This window comes from Acidisarcina sp., from assembly GCA_035539175.1.
GTDB lineage: Bacteria > Acidobacteriota > Terriglobia > Terriglobales > Acidobacteriaceae > JANXZS01.
In genome coordinates this window covers 421,578-441,855 of the sequence record DATLIY010000008.1, presented here as the reverse complement: position 1 = coordinate 441,855, position 20,278 = coordinate 421,578, and the positions used below count along the sequence as shown (strand labels likewise).

General features: G+C 59.2%; 19 protein-coding genes. 14 read left to right on the top strand and 5 right to left on the bottom strand.

Annotated elements, in window-relative coordinates; genetic code table 11:
- Positions 1-5 precede the first annotated feature (5 nt).
- From VM554_09890 to VM554_09830, 13 genes are all read left to right on the top strand, one after another.
- Positions 6-2,246 (top strand): TonB-dependent receptor, encoded by a 2,241-nt coding sequence (locus VM554_09890; GenBank protein ID HVJ08684.1) that lies wholly within the window; start codon positions 6-8, stop codon positions 2,244-2,246.
- Positions 2,247-2,286: 40 nt separating this feature from the next.
- Positions 2,287-3,390 carry an AI-2E family transporter gene (locus VM554_09885; GenBank protein ID HVJ08683.1) on the top strand — a complete coding sequence of 368 codons (1,104 nt, stop codon included), beginning with the start codon at positions 2,287-2,289 and terminating at the stop codon, positions 3,388-3,390.
- Positions 3,391-3,441: 51 nt separating this feature from the next.
- Entirely contained in the window at positions 3,442-4,596 is a 1,155-nt protein-coding gene (gene tgt / locus VM554_09880) for a tRNA guanosine(34) transglycosylase Tgt (GenBank protein HVJ08682.1), read from the top strand.
- Positions 4,597-4,916: 320 nt separating this feature from the next.
- On the top strand, positions 4,917-5,228 hold the full coding sequence (yajC, locus tag VM554_09875; protein ID HVJ08681.1) for a preprotein translocase subunit YajC: 312 nt from the start codon (positions 4,917-4,919) through the stop codon (positions 5,226-5,228).
- A gap of 66 nt (positions 5,229-5,294) precedes the next feature.
- Positions 5,295-6,908 (top strand): protein translocase subunit SecD, encoded by a 1,614-nt coding sequence (secD, locus tag VM554_09870; GenBank protein ID HVJ08680.1) that lies wholly within the window; start codon positions 5,295-5,297, stop codon positions 6,906-6,908.
- 179 nt (positions 6,909-7,087) lie between these two features.
- Positions 7,088-8,293: a protein translocase subunit SecF gene (gene secF / locus VM554_09865; protein HVJ08679.1), complete on the top strand. Its 1,206-nt coding sequence runs from the start codon at positions 7,088-7,090 to the stop codon at positions 8,291-8,293.
- A 120-nt stretch (positions 8,294-8,413) separates the two neighbouring features.
- Positions 8,414-9,142 carry an energy transducer TonB gene (locus VM554_09860; GenBank protein HVJ08678.1) on the top strand — a complete coding sequence of 243 codons (729 nt, stop codon included), beginning with the start codon at positions 8,414-8,416 and terminating at the stop codon, positions 9,140-9,142.
- A gap of 101 nt (positions 9,143-9,243) precedes the next feature.
- Positions 9,244-9,990: a MotA/TolQ/ExbB proton channel family protein gene (locus tag VM554_09855; GenBank protein HVJ08677.1), complete on the top strand. Its 747-nt coding sequence runs from the start codon at positions 9,244-9,246 to the stop codon at positions 9,988-9,990.
- Between the two features lie 144 nt (positions 9,991-10,134).
- Positions 10,135-10,578, top strand: a complete 444-nt coding sequence (locus tag VM554_09850; protein ID HVJ08676.1) for an ExbD/TolR family protein — start codon at positions 10,135-10,137, stop codon at positions 10,576-10,578.
- A gap of 52 nt (positions 10,579-10,630) precedes the next feature.
- Positions 10,631-11,071, top strand: coding sequence for a biopolymer transporter ExbD (locus tag VM554_09845; protein HVJ08675.1), 441 nt, complete (start codon positions 10,631-10,633; stop codon positions 11,069-11,071).
- 187 nt (positions 11,072-11,258) lie between these two features.
- Entirely contained in the window at positions 11,259-12,089 is an 831-nt protein-coding gene (locus tag VM554_09840) for a tetratricopeptide repeat protein (GenBank protein HVJ08674.1), read from the top strand.
- Between the two features lie 64 nt (positions 12,090-12,153).
- Positions 12,154-13,695 (top strand): acetyl-CoA carboxylase biotin carboxylase subunit, encoded by a 1,542-nt coding sequence (locus tag VM554_09835; GenBank protein ID HVJ08673.1) that lies wholly within the window; start codon positions 12,154-12,156, stop codon positions 13,693-13,695.
- The gene (locus VM554_09830) at positions 13,692-14,195 is read left to right on the top strand and encodes a biotin/lipoyl-containing protein (GenBank protein ID HVJ08672.1); all 504 of its coding nucleotides are present in this window, start codon (positions 13,692-13,694) and stop codon (positions 14,193-14,195) included. The genes VM554_09835 and VM554_09830 overlap by 4 nt, the downstream gene beginning before the upstream one ends.
- Before the next feature lie 20 nt (positions 14,196-14,215).
- On the opposite strand, the gene VM554_09825 is transcribed toward VM554_09830, so the two are convergent.
- The 3 genes from VM554_09825 to VM554_09815 form a co-directional block, all read right to left on the bottom strand.
- Positions 14,216-15,211: a Gfo/Idh/MocA family oxidoreductase gene (locus tag VM554_09825; GenBank protein ID HVJ08671.1), complete on the bottom strand. Its 996-nt coding sequence runs from the start codon at positions 15,209-15,211 to the stop codon at positions 14,216-14,218.
- A gap of 55 nt (positions 15,212-15,266) precedes the next feature.
- A complete protein-coding gene (locus VM554_09820; protein ID HVJ08670.1) occupies positions 15,267-16,373 on the bottom strand; it encodes a SurA N-terminal domain-containing protein in 1,107 nt (368 codons plus the stop codon).
- A gap of 123 nt (positions 16,374-16,496) precedes the next feature.
- A complete protein-coding gene (locus VM554_09815; protein HVJ08669.1) occupies positions 16,497-17,441 on the bottom strand; it encodes a thioredoxin domain-containing protein in 945 nt (314 codons plus the stop codon).
- A gap of 366 nt (positions 17,442-17,807) precedes the next feature.
- Between VM554_09815 and VM554_09810 the strand changes: the two genes are divergently transcribed.
- Positions 17,808-19,160, top strand: coding sequence for an alpha-L-fucosidase (locus VM554_09810; GenBank protein ID HVJ08668.1), 1,353 nt, complete (start codon positions 17,808-17,810; stop codon positions 19,158-19,160).
- Positions 19,161-19,190: 30 nt separating this feature from the next.
- On the opposite strand, the gene VM554_09805 is transcribed toward VM554_09810, so the two are convergent.
- Positions 19,191-19,748, bottom strand: a complete 558-nt coding sequence (locus tag VM554_09805) for a TlpA disulfide reductase family protein (protein HVJ08667.1) — start codon at positions 19,746-19,748, stop codon at positions 19,191-19,193.
- A 1-nt stretch (position 19,749) separates the two neighbouring features.
- Entirely contained in the window at positions 19,750-20,268 is a 519-nt protein-coding gene (locus tag VM554_09800; protein ID HVJ08666.1) for a rhodanese-like domain-containing protein, read from the bottom strand.
- Between the last annotated feature and the right edge of the window lie 10 nt (positions 20,269-20,278).

The following is a 20,278-nucleotide window of genomic DNA, read 5'->3' as shown; positions in this document are numbered from 1 at the left end:
GTCCGATGCCGCAACGATTGAAATTGCTGCTCCTTGTCGTCTGGCTGCTGTGCGCCATCCTGCTGTGGTGCGCTCTTCCCGCAGTCGCGCAGCAACGGGTCAGCGGCGTTGTTGTCGATCGACAGGGAAGGCCCGTGGCAGGCGTCTCCATCTTCACTCCCTCTGGCCTTGTGGCGACCACCGATGCCGGTGGCAACTTCTCCGGGCCGTCCGGTGTTCCGCTACGCTTTGCGGCACCGGCATTTGCAACGGCTACTGCTACGTTTCTGCCGGGAGATGCTCCTCGCGTTGTTCTGAACGCAGCAGGCCCGCAACAAAGCATCACGGTTACCGCGTATCGCACTCCGCTTCCTGTGGCGGAGAGCCCGGCCAGCGTTCGGATTCTTACCTCGGGCGCGCTCCGGCAGGCTGCCGCATTCAGCCTCGATGACAAGTTACGGCAGGTCGCGGGAGTCGAGTTGTTTCGTCGCTCCAGCTCCCGCGTTGCCAACCCAACTTCGCAGGGAATCTCGCTGCGCGGCCTGGGCTCTACCGCTGCCAGCAGGACCCTGGTGGTTGCAGACGATGTGCCGCAGAACGATCCCTTTGGAGGATGGATTCATTGGCAGGATCTGCCGACGCTGTCTATACAGTCCGTGGAGGTTGTGCGTGGCGGCGCATCGGGTTTGTATGGCTCCGGCGCCATTGGCGGCGTGGTGAACCTGATCCCGGTGCGCCCCGGTCGCGATGCTCTCTCATTCCTCGCCAGCTATGGTGGGCAGAACACCCGCGAAGCAGCCGCGCTGGGCCAGGGCACGTACAAGAAGTGGGCGGCTCTTGCGAGCGGCGGGCTCTTTCGTACCGACGGCTTTATTCTGGTGGCCCCTGCTGTGCGCGGCCCTGTCGATACAGCCTCCAACCTGAATGCGGAGAATGGCCTGGTCGATATCGAGCATCAGTCGGCAACGATGAGGATCTTTGTCCGCGGCAATGGATTGAACGAGGCGCGCAATAACGGCACACCGCTGCAGAAGAACGGCACGCGGCTCTGGCGCTATGCCGGCGGGCTGGATTGGAGCGACTCGAGCGGCGGCACGCTGGGACTTCGCCTCTACGGCAGCACCGAGCACTTTCGGCAGACATTCTCGGCCATCTCGCCGAGCCGCATGCAGGAGAGGCTCACGCGCCTGGCTCAAACGCCGGCCAGCGAACTGGGAGCCGTGGCTCACTGGCAGCAAACGCTGGGCGACAGGCTCGTGCTGGTGGTGGGTGGCGAGGTGCGGGACGTTCGCGCCGAAGATACCGAAACGCCTTTCCCCAGTCGGCTTCGAACCAGCGTCAGCGCACGACAGCGCCAGAGCAGCTCCTACATCGAGGCGCTGTGGACGCCGAAACAATGGACGCTGACGGCTGGCGCTCGCGTGGATCTTTTCCGCAACTTCGATGCCCGTCAGAGTCCTGCCAGCAATGTCCCGCTCCCTCGGCTGGACGAGGATGTCTTCGATCCGCGCGTGGGGCTCTTGCGGCGCATCGGTCCGCGATTCGCGCTGACTGCCTCTGGCTTTCGCGCCTTTCGGGCACCAACGCCGAACGAGCTCTACCGCAATGGGCAGGTGGGGCAGGAGCTGACCATCGCCAATCCGATGCTGCGCACCGAGCGCGCGACTGGCTGGGAAGCAGGCTCGCAGATCTCTTTCCCGGCAGCCACTGTCCGCGCCAGCTACTTCTGGACGCAGGTGAATCGCCCCATCACGGCTCTGACGCTCTCCGCGACTCCGACGGCCATCGTGAAGCAGCGCGAAAACCTCGGTCAGATCGAAAGCCGCGGCGTGGCGGTAGATTTTGAGACGGCTCCGCGAAGCTGGCTCTCCGTTGGCGGCGGATATCAGTTTGCCGATGCCACGGTGACGCAGTCGCGGCAACAGCCTCAGATTGAGGGCAAGTGGATCCCACAGGTTCCACGGAACATGGCCACGCTCCAGGCCACTCTGCACTCCTCCAGATTTGGGACTCTTGCTGCGCAGGCTCGCGCCTCCGGGCGGCAATATGACGATGATGCCAATCATTTTCTACTTCACGGGTTCTTCCGCGTGGATGCAAGCCTCTCCCGCAGCTTTGGCGGCGCGGATAGCCACCGGTTCGAAGTCTTCGCCGGGGTGGAGAACATGCTGGATCGAGCAATTGAGGTGGGCCGCACGCCGGTGCTGACGCTGGGCACGCCGGTTACCGGAAGGATCGGTCTGAGGGTGGAGCTTCCTGGTCGGTGATACAGTTCTACGCGACCTCTGTTGTAGGGGAGTTTGCAGCGTGAACGATGAAGCGAACAGAGCGGAAGCACAAGGGAACAGAACGCTGATGGAGCCGGATCGCTCCACACGCGCGGATGCTACAACGACCTGGAAGAATACCTCTCTGTTTCTGCTCACCTTCGGAATCCTGTTGGTCTGCGCACTCATCGTTTATCCCTTTCTGGCGGGAATTACGGGAGCGGTCGTTCTGGCAACCGTCACCGCTAAGCCCTACGACTGGCTCAAGAGCCGGCTGCACAGTCCCACGCTGTCGGCCACGATCGCCCTGGTCGCCGTGGTGCTGATCATCGTTCTGCCGGTTTCGACGGTATTGGCCGGCCTTGGCCAGAATGCCCTTGCCTTAGCAAATGCCGTTCGCGATGGATCGGTACAACGCTCCGTCGATACCGTTCTCGCCCACCATCCGACGGTGACGGCTCTTCTCCGCGACACTTCAGCAAAGCTGGATCTGGAGCAGGCCACGCAGTCTGCGACGGCAATGCTGGCATCGTGGCTGGGGAGGGTGTTGTCCAACTCGCTTGCAGCCTTGATCCAGCTTGTGATCATGCTCTTCCTGCTCTTTTTCCTGTATCGCGACAGGCAACAGGCCATCTCCGCGGTTCGCCTGCTGCTGCCGCTTCAGGATCGCGAGACGGATTACCTGCTGGGGCGCGTGGCCGATACGATCTATGCCACGGTGCTGGGCAGGCTGGTTGTCGCCTCGGTGCAGGCTACTCTGGCGGGCCTGGCCTACTGGGCCCTTGGCGTCCCCGCGCCCTTTCTCTGGGCTATGGTCACGCTGGCGCTGAGCTTCATTCCAGGGTTGGGAGCCTTTCTCGTCTGGGTTCCCGTTGCTGTTTATCTGGGGCTGGCCGACCACTGGGTCAAAGCGGTCATTCTGGCTGGTTGGGGAAGCCTAGTCGTCAGCACCATTGACAATGTGCTCTATCCCATCCTGGTCGGCTCCCGGCTGCGCCTCCACACGATACCGATATTCCTGTCGGTGCTTGGCGGCATCGCTCTGCTCGGCGTTCCCGGTCTGGTGCTTGGACCGGTGGTTTTGACGATCGCCCTGGCACTGCTGCTGATCTGGCGCGAGCGAAGCGGTCAACTGGAGCGGTGAGCAGCCGTATTCCATAAGCCCCGTACTATAAGCACCGTACAATGAGAAGGAATGGCGCTTAAATTTCAGATTCATGCGATGGGTGGTCCAGCCCGCCGCGCCACGATGTCCCTGCCGCATCAGGAGGTAGAGACGCCCGTCTTTATGCCCGTGGGTACGGTGGCAACGGTCAAAGCCGTTCCTCAACATTTGTTGGAAGAGCTTGGGGCGGAGATCATCCTCGGCAACACCTACCATCTCTACCTGCGGCCGGGCCACGAACTCATCCGGCGGATGGGCGGGCTGCACAAATTCATGAGCTGGCCGCACGCCCTGCTCACCGACTCCGGGGGCTTTCAGGTCTTTAGCCTCAATGAGTTACGGAAGGTTACCGAAGAAGGCGTCCGTTTTCGGTCGCACCTCGACGGCTCCTCCCACTTCTTTTCGCCGGAGCATTCGATGGATGTGCAGATTGCCCTCGGCGCGGATATTGTGATGGCCTTTGATGAGTGCACCGAGTACCCGGCTGAGCGCTCGCGGGCGCAGGCATCGCTGGAGCTGACGCTGCGCTGGGCCCGCCGCAGCAAGGACCATTTTGATGCGCACTGCCAGGAAGCACCCTGGGCCGCCGACTTTCCCGGGCAGACGCAGAGCCTCTTCGGCATTGTCCAGGGCGGCATGTACCCCGATCTGCGCCGCGAGTGCGCCGAACGCCTGGTGGAGATGGACTTTCCCGGCTACGCCATTGGCGGCCTGAGTGTAGGAGAACCGCGAGCTCTTACCCGGGAGATCATCGAACAGACCCTGCCCCTGCTACCGGAGAACAAGCCCTGTTACGTGATGGGAGTGGGCTATCCCGAGGAGATTGTGGAGTATGCGGCTATGGGCGTCGACATGATGGATTGCGTTCTGCCCACGCGCGCTGCCCGTCATGGACTGCTTTTCACCTCTCAGGGGCGCCTGAATATCAAGAATCGGGCCTTCGCCGAAGATCAGGGGCCAGCCGATCCCAACTGCTCCTGCATGGTCTGCCGGCGCTATACCCGAGCCTACCTGCGCCACTTGATGGCCGCCCAGGAACCTCTGTCGGCAGTGCTGAATACGTTGCACAATCTGGCCTTCTACCTTGACACGATGCGGCGCGTGCGTGATGCTATTGCGATAGGTACCCTTCCTGCATTGCTGGCCGATGTACGCGCGCGTGAAGATTCGCGTCCCGGTGAGTAAGGCTTGAACGGTACTCTGTCGAAAGGAAGCAAGCAGGCAGTTGGGCCCGTCCAGTTAGTGGAAAACGATATCGAGGCCTCGGCCACGGTACCAGCCATATTTAGGATACCGGTTCATCGCCGGTGCCTAGAGCTCTCCCCTCCGGGGATTTCCCCAACACTGAGCAGCCCTCCTCCCCGCCCTCCTGGAATACCAATCGCTGCTGCAGTAATCTGACAAGCGCGTTTGCTGATTCCCGGGAGTGGCCTTCCCAGAAGACAAAACATTCAGGTGGTTTGAGTCGTTCGGCATCTCAGAGCACTCAAGAGAAGGATTGTGCGTTGACGTTTCTTGCTCTATTTCTCGCTGCCGGCGCTGCGCAGGGGTACATGACCTTCCTGCCCTTCGTCCTTATTATTGTTGTGTTCTATTTCATGCTGATTCGGCCCAACCAGCAGCGCCAGAAGAAGTGGCAGGAGATGCTGGGAAGCCTCAAGGCCGGGGATAAAGTCACGACCACGGGCGGCTTGCGGGGAACCATCATTTCCCTCAAGGATGATGCCGTCCAGCTTCGCATCCCTCCCGACAATGTCAAGATCGAGGTCGTGAAGACCGCCATCGCATCCGTCACCACACAAGAGGAAGTAAAGTAACCGTGCCCTGCCGTCCGAGTAGCGAAGACCGCTCGACGCCGGCGGGTCACCCTGGTTGTGATTCCCATGAGTAAGAACCTAGGCACCAAAGCACTTCTGATTCTCGCAGTCCTGCTTGTGTTCATCTTCGGCATCTTTGGTATTCCCAAGGGCGTAGATGGCAAGGCATGGAAGACCGCGCTCACCGACCGTATCCATCTGGGGCTCGACCTTCGCGGCGGCACTCACCTCATTCTTCAGGTGATGGTGGACGATGCCGTGAACGCCGAAACCGATAACACGATGAAGCGCATCGAGCAGGACCTGCAGCAGTCGGGCCTGACCTTCAGCTCCGTTATCAAGCCCGATCCGAAGCATCCGGAGACGGTGCAGGTTCTCGGGACTCCCGCCGACCGCGCCGGGGACGTTCGCAGCGCTCTGAACGCAAAGTACTCCAATCAGTACGACATCTCGTCGAGCGCGGATAACGCCTGGACGCTCACGATGAAGCTCTCCCAGTTGCAGACGATCCAGAAGCACGCTCTACAGCAGGCGATTGAGACCATCCGTGAGCGCATCGACAAGCTGGGAGTCAGCGAGCCGGTCATTCAGGAATACGGTTTGGGGTCGAATCAGATCCTTGTCGAACTGCCCGGCGTCGACGATCCCGGCCGCGTCAAGGAGATTATTCAATCGACGGCACGGCTGGAGATTCACCATGTGCTGGGCGGCCCATTCCCCGATGAGGCAGCGGCGCTGCAATCTGTCGGCGGAGTCGTCCCGCCGGATCAGGTCATTATGCACGGCTCCGGCATGGTCTCCAGTGGAGATACGGCGGACCAGGTGTGGATCCTCAAGCGCATCTCCGAAGTAGCTGGAAGCGACTTCCGCGATGCGCAGCCCTCGGTCGACGAGAACCAGCGCCCGGATGTCACCTTCATCCTGACGCGGGAAGCCGGTGAGCGCTTCTATCAGTTCACCAGCGCCAATATCGGCAATCGTCTTGGAGTTGTACTCGACAATCGCGTGCGCGAAGTGGCGAACATTCAACAGCCCATCCGCGACCAGGGACGCATTACCGGCGGTTTCACCAAGGAGCAATCGGCCGATCTCTCGCTGATGCTGCGTACCGGCGCTCTGCCCGCTTCGATTCGCTACCTGGAAGAGCGCACCGTTGGCCCGTCGCTGGGTGCGGATTCGATTCACCAGGGCGTGCTGGCTTCGATTATCGGCATGCTTGCCGTCATGATCTTCATGCTCGTCTATTACCGGGGCGCGGGGATCAATGCGGATCTGGCTCTGTTTCTGAACCTTGTAATCCTGCTTGGATTTATGGGTTTCAGCGGGTCTACCCTGACCCTGCCGGGAATTGCCGGAGTCATCCTGACGATTGGTATGGGCGTCGATTCCAACGTGCTGATCTTTGAGCGCATTCGCGAGGAACTGCGTGCGGGCAAGGCGCCCTCCGCGGCAGTGGATCAGGGGTTTGCGCATGCCTGGGTCACAATCATCGATACGCACGTGACCACCATCGTCTCGGCGGCTATCTTGTTCCTCTTCGGCAGTGGCCCGGTCAAGGGCTTCGCTGTCACACTCACTTTCGGTCTGCTGGCCAACCTCTTTACGGCGGTCTTTGTCTCGCGCGTAATCTTTGACTGGCACGTGAATCATCACACGCGGGGAGAAGCGCTCTCGATCTGATGCCTGGTATCAGGCATCCGGCGAGGCGTCCTCGCGGCGGAGTAGGATTATCGGCGGCATCCTGTTTTCAGGAATTGGCGCGGCTGGCAAAGGCAGCGCCAAGAAGTGCCGAAGCCGTCAAGAAAGAAATCTAGAGCACGAGGCCGGGTTGGCCCGGCTCGAGGAGTAGGCGGAATTCAGTGGAATTGTTTCGTGATGTAAATATTGATTGGCTCGGGAAGAAGTGGTATTTCCTCGGCTTCTCGCTCGTTTTCAGCATCGCCGGCGTGCTGTCGATGCTCTTCTGGCATCACATTCCTCTCGGCGTGGACTTCCACGGCGGAACACTGGTCTACGTCAAATTTGACCAGCAGCCTGATCTGGCCCGCATCCGCGCGACTGCGGATCGCGCAGGCATCCACGATGCCCGTATCCAGGCATATGGCCAGGCCGCCAACCATGAAGTCATCATTGCGCTTGCCCAGAAAGAGACCAGCGAGGCCCGGTTGGACAGTGGCCGCCAAACGATCGTCCAGGCGCTGGAGACGAACTACTCCCCGACGGGAGCGGCAAATCAGGGCAAGCTCGACCTCGACAACGCGAGCCGTGGAGCGGTTGCTGACCTGTTGCAGCAGAAAGATCCGCTGCATCTCGGTACTTCGCCAGACTCGGAAAAGCGCTATGTCCAGGCAGCGAACGCTGTGCTCGACTATCGCGATAAGGCTCACAGCGGGCTCCTTGGATCGATTGACCAGTTGAGTTCGGTGACGGACCCCGCGATTGTTGCCCAGCTCAAGCAGGACAGCTATCTCTCCGGGTTTACCGTTCGGAATGTGGAGATTGTAGGCCCCCAGGTAGGTGCGCAGCTGCGTCGTCAGGCGATGCTTGCGGCCCTATATTCGCTGGCTGGCATGCTGGTGTACCTCTGGTTTCGGTTTGAGTTCATCTATGGTGCGGCAGCCGTCGTCGCCGTCTTCCACGACACGCTGATCACTGTGGGCTTCTTCAGCTTGTTCAACAAGGAAATTACCCTGACGGTGATCGCGGCCATTCTGACCCTGATTGGTTACTCGATGAACGACACGATCGTCGTCTTCGACCGTATCCGCGAAAATCTCCGCATCTCCCGTCGCGAGAACCTGGCAGACGTCGTCAACCGCAGCATTAATCAGACGCTTAGCCGGACGGTCTTGACCTCTGGGCTCACGTTCCTTACAGTTATCTCGCTCTACCTGTTCGGGGGAGAGGTGCTGCACGGTTTCTCCTTCGCCTTGGTGGTAGGCATCCTTATCGGAACCTATTCCTCGATTGCGGTCGCTGCTCCCATGCTCGTGGCGTACCAGAATTGGCGAGCTTCGCGCGGGAAAGCGGCAGTGTTGCCGGCTGCCCGTCGCGCAAAGGCCTGAAGCAAAAAAAATCGGACGGATTTTGAAAGAAAGTAGTTCGAATCCGTCATGGGCCGGGATCAAAAGTTGTAGGCACGGTGTCTATATAGAAATACAAAGCTAGCTCCACCGAGGTAGGCCATGTTTGAAGACAGCCTGATAGAATCGACCGGCAGAATCAAGACGAAAAGCAAGTACTACACAATCGTTGGCCTGGTCCTGAATGGTTCCGTACTTGCGACCATGATCTTGATTCCCCTGATCTATCCAGAAGCACTGCCGAAGCAGGCGATGGCGACCCTGCTGGTGGCACCGCCTCCACCCCCACCGCCTCCACCCCCGCCGCCCCCGCAAGTCCAGGTGCACCAGGTGCGGGCAGTCTCGGAGATGGTTAACAACGCTCTGACTGCGCCAACAAAGATTCCTAAAACCATCAAGATGATCAGCTCTGAAGCGCCGCCGGCGGTTGGTGGCGGTGTTGCAGGCATGGGCGAAGGTATGGGCGCAAGTGGCGGCGCGATGGGCAGCATTCTGAGCGGTATTGAGACCAAGCCCACGGTCGTTAAGGCCGCGCCTCCCAAGAAGATGGCAGTCTCCTCCGGTGTTATGCAGGGCAACCTGCTTAGCAAGACCACACCAGTGTATCCGGCGATTGCAAAGGCAGCGCGCATCTCTGGAACGGTTGTGCTCCAGGCGACGATCTCAAAGACTGGAAGCATCGAAAATTTGCACGTTGTAAGTGGGCCGCCCATGTTGCAGCAGGCGGCAATGGACGCTGTTCGAACCTGGAAGTATAAGCCCTACCTGCTCAATGGTGAGCCGGTCGAGGTTGAGACCCAGGTGAACGTTGTATTCAATCTTGGTGGTTGATTGTTTCTACCTGACCTCTCCGTGGTATATACGCGGTGCGGTCTTCCATCTACTCTTGCGTAACCTGAATAACGTAGTTACTCCTTAGGAGGAAAGAATCAGTGATTCTCGCTCAGCTCACTCACCTCGTTGCAAACCCCGCGGCTCTCGGCATGTTTTTCCAGGAGCAGCAGACGGTAGGCTTCAGCCCTCTCGATCTCTGGCACAACATGGGCACCCTGGCCAAGGGCGTCGTCATCATCCTCTTCGTCATGTCGATCTGGTCGTTGGCCGTGATCATCGACCGCTGGCTCTATTTCAGCGCCGCCCGTAAGCAGTCGCGTGAATTCGCTCCCCGCGTTGCCGGTGCTCTTAAGGAAGGCAAGCTGGACGAGGCCATCAAGGTTGCTGACCGGAACAAGAAGTCGCACCTTGCCGAAGTTGTTACCGCTGGTCTGCAGGAGTTCCGCAACTACGGTAGCGGCGGAGCGGTGACCGAGGATCAGATCGAGTCCAGCAAGCGCGCACTCGAGCGTTCTGAAGCCATCGTTCACGCGAAGCTGAAGAGGGGCCTCAGCGGTCTGGCCACGATCGGTTCCACCTCACCGTTTATCGGTCTGTTCGGAACAGTCGTCGGTATCTTGAACGCCTTCCAGGCGATTGCCACCCAGAAGACTTCCGGTATCGGCGCGGTTGCCGGCGGTATTTCGGAAGCTCTGGTCACCACCGCCTTCGGCCTGCTGGTCGCCATCCCCGCCGTTATGACGTTCAACTACTTCACCAGCAAGGTGGAAGCGTTTGACGTCGAAATGGATAACTCCTCCAGCGAATTGATCGACTACTTCATCAAGCAGAGCCACCGCCGCTAAGCGGCATTCAAACTCTGTCACTCAACAGCGGGAATCCTGCGCCTCGGCTGGATGGTTTTAGAGGGCCATCCAGCCAGGAGGCGAGCCAGGAGATCCGAAGTTGAATTCGTAGGGCTACTTACAGCTCGATCTACGGAGCGCGGCATGGCAATAGTTAAGAGAAACGAAGGAAAGAAGATCAACTCGGATATCAACGTGACTCCGATGGTGGACGTCATGCTGGTGTTGCTGATCATTTTCATGGTCATCACGCCCATGCTCCAGAATAAGGTCAGCGTCGATCTCGCTAAGACCAACAATCCGACGGCAATGCCGGATGCCGACAAGGAAGATGCAATCGTCGTCGCTGTTACGCGCGATGGCCGTTTTTACCTTGGCCAGGATCAGGTATCGCCTGTCGATCTAACCGGCAAAGTACGTGACAAGCTGGAAAATAAGACGAACAAAGAGATTTTCATTCGCGCGGACGCACGCGCACACTATGGTGCGGTGACGACAGCAATCGATAACGTTCGTTCTGCGGGAGTCGATCAGGTTGGTCTGCTCACGGAAAAACGTCAGATTCCTGGATCACCGACAACCAAATAGCGCGACGCGATTGTGGCGGATCTAAGCCGCCGCGGGAAACGAGGATACACCTATGGCAATGGGAAGTGGAACTGGACCGGGTGGACTGAACTCCAATATCAATGTCACCCCGATGATCGACGTTCTACTGGTGCTGCTGATCATTTTCATGGTCATCACGCCGGTTACGCCGAAAGGGCTGGATGCGCTGGTTCCCCAGCCGCCCAAGAACCCCCAGAACGAGCAGGTCAACGACAGAACCATTGTCGTTCAGATCGCTCATCGTCCTGGTGGTGGCGCTCCGAGCTATAAGATCAATCAGGACGACGTAGCCAAGCAAGAGTTGGAGTCAAAGTTGACGGCCATCTTTGCAACCCGTGCGGAACGCGTCATGTTCGTCAAGGGCGATGACGACCTGAACTTTGCTGACGTTGCCGAAGTGATCGACATGGGCCATGGTGCCGGTGTGGACCACATTGGACTGATTACACCAAAGATTGAAGCTGGACAGTAAAGACCCTGCCGTGTTTTCTGCGGCAGGGAGTTGTAAATTGGCCGCTGATTCTGTTGGGTTCTTCTTATGGTATTGCCAGAGGGCAGAAACCAATTACAATCGCAGCGCGGAAAGTTTATAGTTTATCTGCCCGTAAGCGTCAAGGATGCTAGGCGCAGCCTGGCGATCGAAGGAGATGAGAAGCAGAATGAAACGAATCGCACGTTTTCCGGTGCTAGCGGTGGCTGTCCTGTCACTGCTGACCTTTATGACCGGGTGCAATCGCCTTCAGGCCCGCGACCAACTCAACAAAGGGGTCTCAGCGTACAAGAACGCGAAGTATGAAGAGGCGATTGGCCATTTCCAGAAGGCTGTACAGCTAGATCCGACCCTGCCTATGGCGAAGCTCTATCTGGCTACGGCGTATGCTCAACAAGTTGTCCCGGATCTCGAAACCCCTGAAAATCTGCAAAGTGCCCAGTTGGCCATTGACGGATTCAAAGAGGTTCTCACCAAGGATCCGAAAGACCTGACCGCGTTGAAGGGTATCGCATCCCTTTACTTCAATATCAAGAAGTATGACGATGCGCGTGACTGGCAGAAGAAAGTCATCGAAGTTGACCCCAACGATCCTGAGGCCCACTACTCGGTGGGTGTCATCGATTGGCGCCTGGCATACCGGAATGCGGTGAAGTTGCTTTCCAGCGTTGGCATGCAGGATGACGGCAACGGCAATCCCAAACTGCCGAAGGCCGCCTGCGCTGACTTGCAAAAGCAGAACAATGCGCTGGTCACCGAGGGAATTGAGTATCTACAGAAGGCGATCGACCTCCGCCCCTCCTATGACGACGCAATGTCCTATATCAACCTCGCCTATCGCCGCAAGGCTGATCTTGAGTGTGGCAACGATGCCGCTCGCAAGGCCGACCTGGACCAGGCAGTAGTCTGGCGCGACAAGTCGATGGGAACCCGCAAGGCGAATGAAGAAAAGAAGAATGAACAGACGCCGGGCGGAATCGTTATGGACAACAACAAGTAATTCGATGCAATCCATCTCCTAGAGTCTGCAGAAGCCTCCGGTCTCCGGAGGCTTCTGCATTTCGGTGCAAACTCCTGTAGAATTCTTCCTCACCGTGCCGACGATCCACAAAATCCTGATTGCAAATCGTGGTGAGATTGCCCTTCGCATTCAGCGGGCTGCCCGGGAACTCGGCATTCCCTCTGTAGCCGTCTACTCGGATGCGGATCGTGCCGCGCTGCACGTCCTTCAGGCGGAGGAAGCCTACAGGCTGGGACCCGCGCCAGCCCTCGAATCCTATCTGTGCGGCGACCTGCTTCTCGCAATCGCGCGTCAATGCGGTGCGGATGCCATTCATCCCGGCTACGGATTCCTCTCGGAAAATGCGGACTTTGCAGGGGCGTGCCATGCCGCTGGCATCAAGTTCATCGGGCCTGCCGCCGAGGCGATGCGGGAGCTGGGCTCCAAGACGAGGGCGCGGCAGGCGGCGGATGCCGCAGGTCTGCCTCGTGTCCCAGGTACGGTTACCGCGCTCGCCTCGGTTGAAGAGGCATACGGCGTTGCGGAGAGCATCGGGTATCCGGTCATGCTCAAAGCAGTTGCAGGTGGAGGCGGCAAGGGTATGCGCGCCGTCGCTACGCCGCTGGAGTTGCCGGAGGCCTACCGCGGCGCGAGGAGTGAAGCGGAACGGGCCTTTGCCTGCGGAGATCTCTACCTGGAAAAGCTGGTGGAGAGCCCGCGGCATATTGAGATCCAGCTACTCGCTGACGAGCACGGCAACTGCATCTATCTCGGGGAGCGAGAGTGCTCTCTGCAGCGCCGCCATCAGAAGGTCCTCGAAGAAGCACCCTCGGCGGTTGTCGATCCGGATCTGCGGCGGCGAATGGGAGAAGCTGCAGTGCGGCTGGCTCTCTCTGCTGGGTATACCAATGCCGGCACGGTCGAGTTTCTCCTTGATGCGGGCGGCAACTTCTACTTTCTGGAGATGAACACTCGCCTTCAGGTGGAGCATCCCGTCACGGAGCTGGTGACCGGGCTTGACCTGGTTCAACTCCAGATCCGGATCGCCCAGGGAGAGCCGCTGCCGATTGCCCAGTCGAATGTGAGCCTGCGCGGCCATGCAATCGAATGCCGGCTGTACGCGGAGGACCCGGAGAATGGCTTCTTCCCATCGCCAGGCAGAATCACGCGACTGCTCCAGCCATCGGGGCCTGGTATTCGAGAGGATTGCGGCATCTACGAGGGCTGGGTTGTGCCCATGGACTACGATCCGATGCTCTCGAAATTGATTGCTTATGCTCCGACCCGCGAGCTCGCCATCCAGCGCATGCTGCGGGCACTTGGGGAGTATACGATCTGCGGAATACGAACCAATCTCAGCCTCTTCCGCGCCGTGCTGGACGATCCGGAGTTCCGCGCTGGCCGCTTCGATACCGGAACCCTTGACCGGCTTCTGTCTCGCCCCTTGACGGACACGCTCCAGCAGCCAGCCCGCGAGGACGACGAATTGGCCGCGACCCTTGCCGCAGCCATCTTCCAGAGCTTGGCCGCGGAGCCGGAGCCAACCACGGCCTCGACACTATCGGCATGGAAATCCATCGCCCGACAGGAGGGCCTGCGACCATGATGGTCAACATCGAGCTTGCGGGCAGACTGAGAACCGTGCAAATGGAAAAGGGGCCCAACGATGGCATCTATCGCGTCCTGCTCGACGGCAAAGAGATTGAGGTGCAGGCGAGTCTGTTACGCCCGGGCGTGCTGTCGCTCCTTCTCGACGGAAAGGCCTATCGCTGCGTGTTAGAAGAGGACGCCACGGGGTCGGCGATCCACCTGGGTGGCCATCGGTACCCGTATCGGCTGGAGGACCCCCGCTCCCTGAAATCTCGCCTTGGCAAGGGTGTTTCAGCCGCGGGCCCTGTCTCCATCAAGGCGCCGATGCCGGGCCGCGTTGTGCGCCTTATGGCTGCGGAGGGAGACGAGGTCGCGGGTCAGCAGGGAATCGTCGTGATTGAAGCGATGAAGATGCAGAATGAACTCAAGGCGCCGAAGGCTGGACGCGTAGTGCGCGTTCTCGTCCAGGCGGGAGCAACGGTCGCCTCCGGACAGCCTCTGGCTATCGTTGAGTGAGGGGCGCCGTGGGGGCTCGCTCAGCGAGCGAGCGACTGCCGCGCACCGGTTCGCCACGCAGCATACGCTGCATCCAGCAACCGCTGATTGATGAGACCGTCTTCACCTGGAGCGAGATATGCGCCCTCCCGCGCGACAGCCTTCGCAAAGGAATCCAGCATCTGGCTGTAGGCGTCGGTGTTGGAGAGGGGCTCCGTTGCAACGACACGCCCGCTTTGTATCTGTACCAGGTTGACTGGCTGATCCACCGTCAATCCGTTCTCGCAGAGAATCGTTCCACTCTCGCCTGTGACGGCAAAGAGAGACCGATAGGCGGCCCTTGTGGTGACGCTTACCATGCCCATCGCTCCGCCTGCCAGTTCCATGGACACGATGGCAGACGATTCGACATCTCCCGAGAGCCCGTCTTTGCGGGCGATCGTCGATACTGCAATCGGCTCGTCCTGGAGCAGGAAGCGGAGAGCATCGATGCAGTGAACGCCGACGTCGCCAATGGGTCCGCCGCAAGCCAATGCCGGATCGTAGATCCACTCTCTGGGGCTACGCTCGGCGTCGTAGCAGAATTGGAGGTGTGCGAGTCGCGGCTTGCCGATGCGCCCTTCGGCGATCCACTGCCGGGCCAGTTGGACGCTGGAGTTATATCGGAAATTCTGTGCGACTCCGAAGACCACGCCAGCCTGCTGTGCGGCGCTGACCATCGCCTCCGCCTGGGCCGTATTCATGCCGAGAGGCTTCTCGCAGAGCACTGCCTTGCCATGCTGGATGGCAAGCAGGACATGCTCCAGATGGAGCGCATCCGGCGATGTCACAAAGACTGCGTCAATCTCCGCAGAGGCGCATAAGTCAGTGGGTGTGGCAAAAACGCGAGGAATCCCGAAGGCTCGGGCGTTCTCCTGTGCCTTTTCAGAATTGCGGCGCCACAGCCCCCGCAATTCGCAGGCATGGGAGCCGGCAAAGGCAGGAATCAGCCTTAGCACCGCATGATGCCCAAAGCCAAGGATGCCGAAGCGCAGCATGGAATCGCTTCCTTTCCTCATTGTGCCGGCAGCCCGGGTCAGTGGAACAGCCGGACTACTGCGACCTCTTGAAGATCTCTTCCGCGAAGTAGTTCTGCACGTGTGCCTGATCGTGCAGCATCTCGTAGTAGGCATTCTTCAACAACTGGGCGCGGCCATCCCGCAACTGCTGGCGTATTGCCTGTTGCACGCGCGGATCGTTCAGTTCGCGCTGGCCGGCTGGATCCTTTGAGATGAGCTTGTAGATGGCATAACCGAAGATCCGCTTGGAGCCGTCGCCCTCATAAATTGGCATGATCTCGGTAATCTGGCCGGGCTTAAGCTTGCTGATGCTGTTGTAGACGTTCGCATCCGCATGCAGTTGCGATTCGGGTACAAAGCCCATGTCGCCGCCGTTGCTGGCGGTATTCGGCTGCTCGGAGAAGTTCGCGGCAAGCGCACCGAAATCCTCGCCGCTCTCCAGCCGGTTATGCAGCGATTCGATCTTCTTGCGTGCCTCGGCTTCGTTGGTAGCCTTTGAGTTCTGCAGATTGACCGCCTGCTGGCTCGGTATGGAGGTGACGACAATCTGCGACAGCCGGTATTTCGGCTCGAGGTCGTTGAACTCCACCTTGTGTGCTTTGTAGTAATTGCTGATATCGGCGTCGGTGATGTTGATCTTGGAGTTGATCTCCTTGTTCAGCAGCTTGTCGGTCGTCAGCGAGCGGCGCAGGTCATGCCGCAGGTCGTCGATGGTAATGTTCTTCGCCTTCAATCGCTGATTGAATTCTTCCTGTGTGTACGGAGATTTAACCTCAGCGAGTTTGGCGTCCACCTCTTCGTCGGTTGCCACCAGGTTGAGCTTGGCCGCACGCTGCTGCACAATCTCATCGTCCATCAACTGCCGCAGAATGCTCAGCCGGGCATTATCCGCCTGCTCCGCCGGAGGCTCCTGCTGCGACTCCCCAAGGCCGTTGCGGTAATACTTCTCCACCTCCGACCTTAGAATCGCGTGACCATTCACGGTCGCCATCACGTCGGGCGAGTGCGCGCGGTTGCAACCAATTCCGGCTGCTCCGCAAAGAGCGAAGAGGCCGACGAGAGAAGCGAGTCCCTGAAGTTTGCGAGGAAGTATAGAGGCTGGCGGAACAAAACTATGCGTGCGATCGAATTGGGGTTGCAACAGTTTTCTCCTTCAGAGATCCGTTGGCAGCTTTTGCTGCGCGGGATTCGCGATGCTCAATCCTTGGCTATATTCTGCGTCCGGCTCTGAAAATCTTGCAGTCTGTATTCTACGGGAGAGCAGCTATTTGTTGACTGGTGCTGCTTCCTTCGTCTGTACTGCTGCCGGTGCTGGTGGCTGGATGCCCGCTCCCGCCAGCGCCCGGTCTACGGCAGCCCATACTACATCTGGCGGGACCGCTCCGCCAATCCGCTCTCCGTTAATAAAGAGTGTTGGTGTGCCATCCACGCTGAGAGCCTCGCCTTCCTTCATCGAAGCGCGTACCGGCGTCTCGTCCTGTTTGGTTATGCAGGCATTCAGTTTGGTGGCATCCAGCTTGCTTCGCTGGCCTTCTTCCCGCGCCAGCCGATCCAGCGTTGCTTTTGCCGCCTCCGGGTCACGCTGCGCGCCGTTCACCTCGGCTCCGTTCGCGTGCAGGTAATCGACGTAGTTCCAATACGCTGTGCCGCTCTGCTCCGCCAGGCAATTGCTGTTTACCGCGGCATGCATCGCCCAGGGGTGGATCTCGGTCAACGGAAAATCCTTGTAGACCACGCGGACCAGGCCCTTGTAGCGGTCCAGCAGGCTGGGGAAGAGCTCCTCATGCATCTTGGCGCAGTAGGGGCACTCCAGATCGTCGAAGTTCACGATCACCACCTTGGCCGCGGGGTTCCCGCGCACCGGCCGGTTCGCATAGGAGACTGCATCTGCCGGGTCCTTGCTGATGTCGAACTTCTCCAGCCGCGCCAGGGTCTTGTTGTCCGTCGAGAGCAGGAAGTTCACCGTGCTCTTATGGTCGCCGCGCTGGAAGGTGACAGGTACAGTGTCGTAGCCGGCAAAGTCGCTCTTGCTGCGTGCGCCAACCGAGATGGTGTAGCCCGCAGGCACGGGAAACTGGCTGCGCACCAGGATTTCAATGCGCCGATTCAATTGCGCGTCGATCGCATTCGTCGTCTGCGCTCTGCAGCCGCCTGCGAGCATCGCAAGCATCGCAATCAGAGAGCAAAAAAGGATTCGGGTACGAAACAAGCAAGCCGCCTTTCGTGGATGTACACGATTATCGCATTCCGCGCCACTTCCGGGGTCTCTGCACGGCAGGATTCATGCTATTTCGAGGATGCCAGTCCCTGCAGAGTCACTGCGATATACTTGACGCGCTTTCACTTTAAGCCCTTGTGACAACGGCTGGCGATCTGCGGCTGGCGATGTGCGGTGCTGTCGCTGCACCCTGGCAGGAAAGATCTGCCCATGTTCGCTCCTCGTCACTGCTTTCCCGCAAGAGATGCCGGTAAATCCGCTGCGCGGGCCTGATGGTATGTGAGCGTGAAGAGGGGTAATTTCTTGATGCACCTGAACAAGCCGGGCCTGACGAGACAAGACCCAACCAGACACATTATGACCAGACACATTCGTCGCGCATTGCCGCTGCTGTTCGCCGCTCTCTGCGGAGTGACTGCTCTTTCGCAGAATTTTTCCGACATCAAACCGACGCCGCAGCAAGTGGCCTGGCAGGATCTGGAAATCGGAGTCCTGTTTCACTTCGGCACGAATACCTTTCTTGATCGCGAATGGGGCGACGGAACCGCCGATCCAAAGGTCTTCCAGCCCTCCAACGTTGACACCGCGCAATGGATGGAGGCTGCGCGGGCAGGTGGCGCGAAATACGCGATTCTGGTGGCGAAGCACCACGATGGCTTCTGCCTCTGGCCATCTTCCGAAACCGAATATAGCGTGAAGAGCAGCCCCTGGAAGAACGGAAAGGGCGACCTGGTCCGCGAAGCCTCGGATGCTGCACGGCAAAGCGGCTTGAAGTTTGGCGTGTATCTCTCGCCATGGGATCGCCACGATCCTCGCTATCCCGACGCGAAGGCCTATGACCAGTACTACCTCAAGCAGTTGGAGGAGCTGGCGGCAAACTATGGCGACCTGGTTGAGTTCTGGCTGGATGGCGCGGGCAGCGGCGGCCGTACGTATGATTTCGCGCGCATCATTGAAAAGCTGCGCACCTATCAGCCCAATACGCTGGTCTTTGCGGATGTATCCCTCTTCCGTTTCGCCGATCTGCGCTGGGTGGGCAATGAGAGCGGCACCGTTCGCGGCGAGAACTGGAACGTCGTGGATCGTGCCGGCTATCTGCGCTGGCGTCCAGTCGAGGCCGATACTCCGCTGCATAAGCTGCACTGGTTCTGGCATGCGAACGATGAAGCCAGCCTGAAGAGTGTTCCCGAACTGGTGGACACCTACAACAAGACCGTAGGCCGCGGAGGCCAGCTCCTGTTAGGCCTCGCACCGGATAACACGGGACGCCTTCCCCAGGCGGACGTGGCACGCCTGCGTGAATTTGGCGAGGCGATTCATCGGCTGTACTCGCACAATCTTGCCCTCGAACGCCAATCTCGCGGAGAGACCGATGAGGCGCTGGACAATGATCCCGATACCTTCTGGACAGCTCCCGCCGGCTCGCACCACGCCACACTGGAAGTTCAATTTGCTCATCCGGTGAAGTTTGATCGAGCGCTGACGATGGAGTGGCTGAACGACGGGCAAAGAGTGCAGAAGTATGCGATCGAGATCTACGATCACGGCACGTGGAAGCGCATTGTAGAAGCGCAGACCATCGGCCATAAGAAGATCGACATCTTTCCGCCAGTCACGGTCCAACGAGTTCGACTCAATCTGCTCTCCACGACTGCGGAAGCATCGATCCGCGAGTTTCAGCTATTCGACGGATCGAGTGCAGAGAAGTAGACGAGGCTGCCCACCCAACAGCGGCAGCCTCTAACGCTGCCGTAACAGCCTCTGAACATCGCCTTCTAAAGACGGCATTGCTGCACTGCCTGCCAGCTTCTTTTGGATGCGTCCCTGGCGGTCGATGAGGAAGGCCACGGGCAAACCGAGGACTCCGCCATAGGCTTCCGCTACCTTCGCCGAGCCCATCGCGATGGGGTAGTTGATTGCCTGCTGCTTTGCGAAGGTCCGCACAGGCTCCGGCCCGTCGTCCATGGAGATGCCGATAATCTGCAGCCCATCCGCGCCATATTTTTTCTGCAACTCGATCAGGTGGGGAGTCTCGACCTTGCATGGAGCGCACCATGTGGCCCAGTAATCCAGTATGACGACCTTGCCGCGAAAGCTGCTCAGCCGGATAGGACGACCCTTTAGATCCGGGAGCGAAAAATCGGGAGCTATCGGATGCTCTGCCTTCGCGCTGGCGTTGCTTGGCAGCGGCTGGCGTGGATGCTCCCCGGCATGCCCGATTGCATGGACACCGAATCCCAGGCCAATGGAGAAGAGGCTGATCGTTATCCAGCTCCAGGTGCGATACGGCCGGAGCATCTTACTCGCCCTTCGCTATCGGGTAGCCCTTGTCTACCCAGTTTGCGCCAAAGTTATCGGCAATGTAGAGCATATTCACCTTGGTAAAACCCGCCGAGCGCAAGGCTTCGTAGGCAGGATGAATATTTGGACAGCGGCTCCACGGGCAGCAGCCGCAATAGAGAACGACGGACCTTCCGTGGGGCAGACTCTGCACGCGCTTCGTCAGCATTTCCTTTGCTGCCGGGCTGGATCCCGCGGCGATGTACTCCGCACCGGGAATATGTGCCTGGGCATAGAGCAGATGCGGTCCTACATTGAGGATGAGAGGCTGCTGATCTTTGGGAAGGCGGAGGAGCTTGACCAACTCCTCGGGGGAAATTACAGCATCGCGCTCTGTCGCAGGCAGGCTGGTCGACTCCTGATACATTGCATGGTTGTGTGTGGCGGCTTGCGCCTGCGCCGAATTGGCTGCGGCAAGGGGGAGCACGGCGAGCACGAAGAGAAGGAATCGCAATGGGAGCGAAGAACGATGGCTCATGACTACCTCA

Excerpts from the sequence above, each read along its gene's own strand:
- VM554_09890 (HVJ08684.1), top strand. The coding sequence starts at position 6 with ATGCCGCAACGATTGAAATTGCTGCTCCTTGTCGTCTGGCTGCTGTGC.
- tgt (HVJ08682.1), top strand. The coding sequence starts at position 3,442 with ATGGCGCTTAAATTTCAGATTCATGCGATGGGTGGTCCAGCCCGCCGC.
- secD (HVJ08680.1), top strand. The coding sequence starts at position 5,295 with ATGAGTAAGAACCTAGGCACCAAAGCACTTCTGATTCTCGCAGTCCTG.
- VM554_09860 (HVJ08678.1), top strand. The coding sequence starts at position 8,414 with ATGTTTGAAGACAGCCTGATAGAATCGACCGGCAGAATCAAGACGAAA.
- VM554_09850 (HVJ08676.1), top strand. The coding sequence starts at position 10,135 with ATGGCAATAGTTAAGAGAAACGAAGGAAAGAAGATCAACTCGGATATC.
- VM554_09845 (HVJ08675.1), top strand. The coding sequence starts at position 10,631 with ATGGCAATGGGAAGTGGAACTGGACCGGGTGGACTGAACTCCAATATC.
- VM554_09840 (HVJ08674.1), top strand. The coding sequence starts at position 11,259 with ATGAAACGAATCGCACGTTTTCCGGTGCTAGCGGTGGCTGTCCTGTCA.
- VM554_09830 (HVJ08672.1), top strand. The coding sequence starts at position 13,692 with ATGATGGTCAACATCGAGCTTGCGGGCAGACTGAGAACCGTGCAAATG.
- VM554_09825 (HVJ08671.1), bottom strand. The coding sequence starts at position 15,211 with ATGCTGCGCTTCGGCATCCTTGGCTTTGGGCATCATGCGGTGCTAAGG.
- VM554_09810 (HVJ08668.1), top strand. The coding sequence starts at position 17,808 with ATGACCAGACACATTCGTCGCGCATTGCCGCTGCTGTTCGCCGCTCTC.
- VM554_09805 (HVJ08667.1), bottom strand. The coding sequence starts at position 19,748 with ATGCTCCGGCCGTATCGCACCTGGAGCTGGATAACGATCAGCCTCTTC.
- VM554_09800 (HVJ08666.1), bottom strand. The coding sequence starts at position 20,268 with ATGAGCCATCGTTCTTCGCTCCCATTGCGATTCCTTCTCTTCGTGCTC.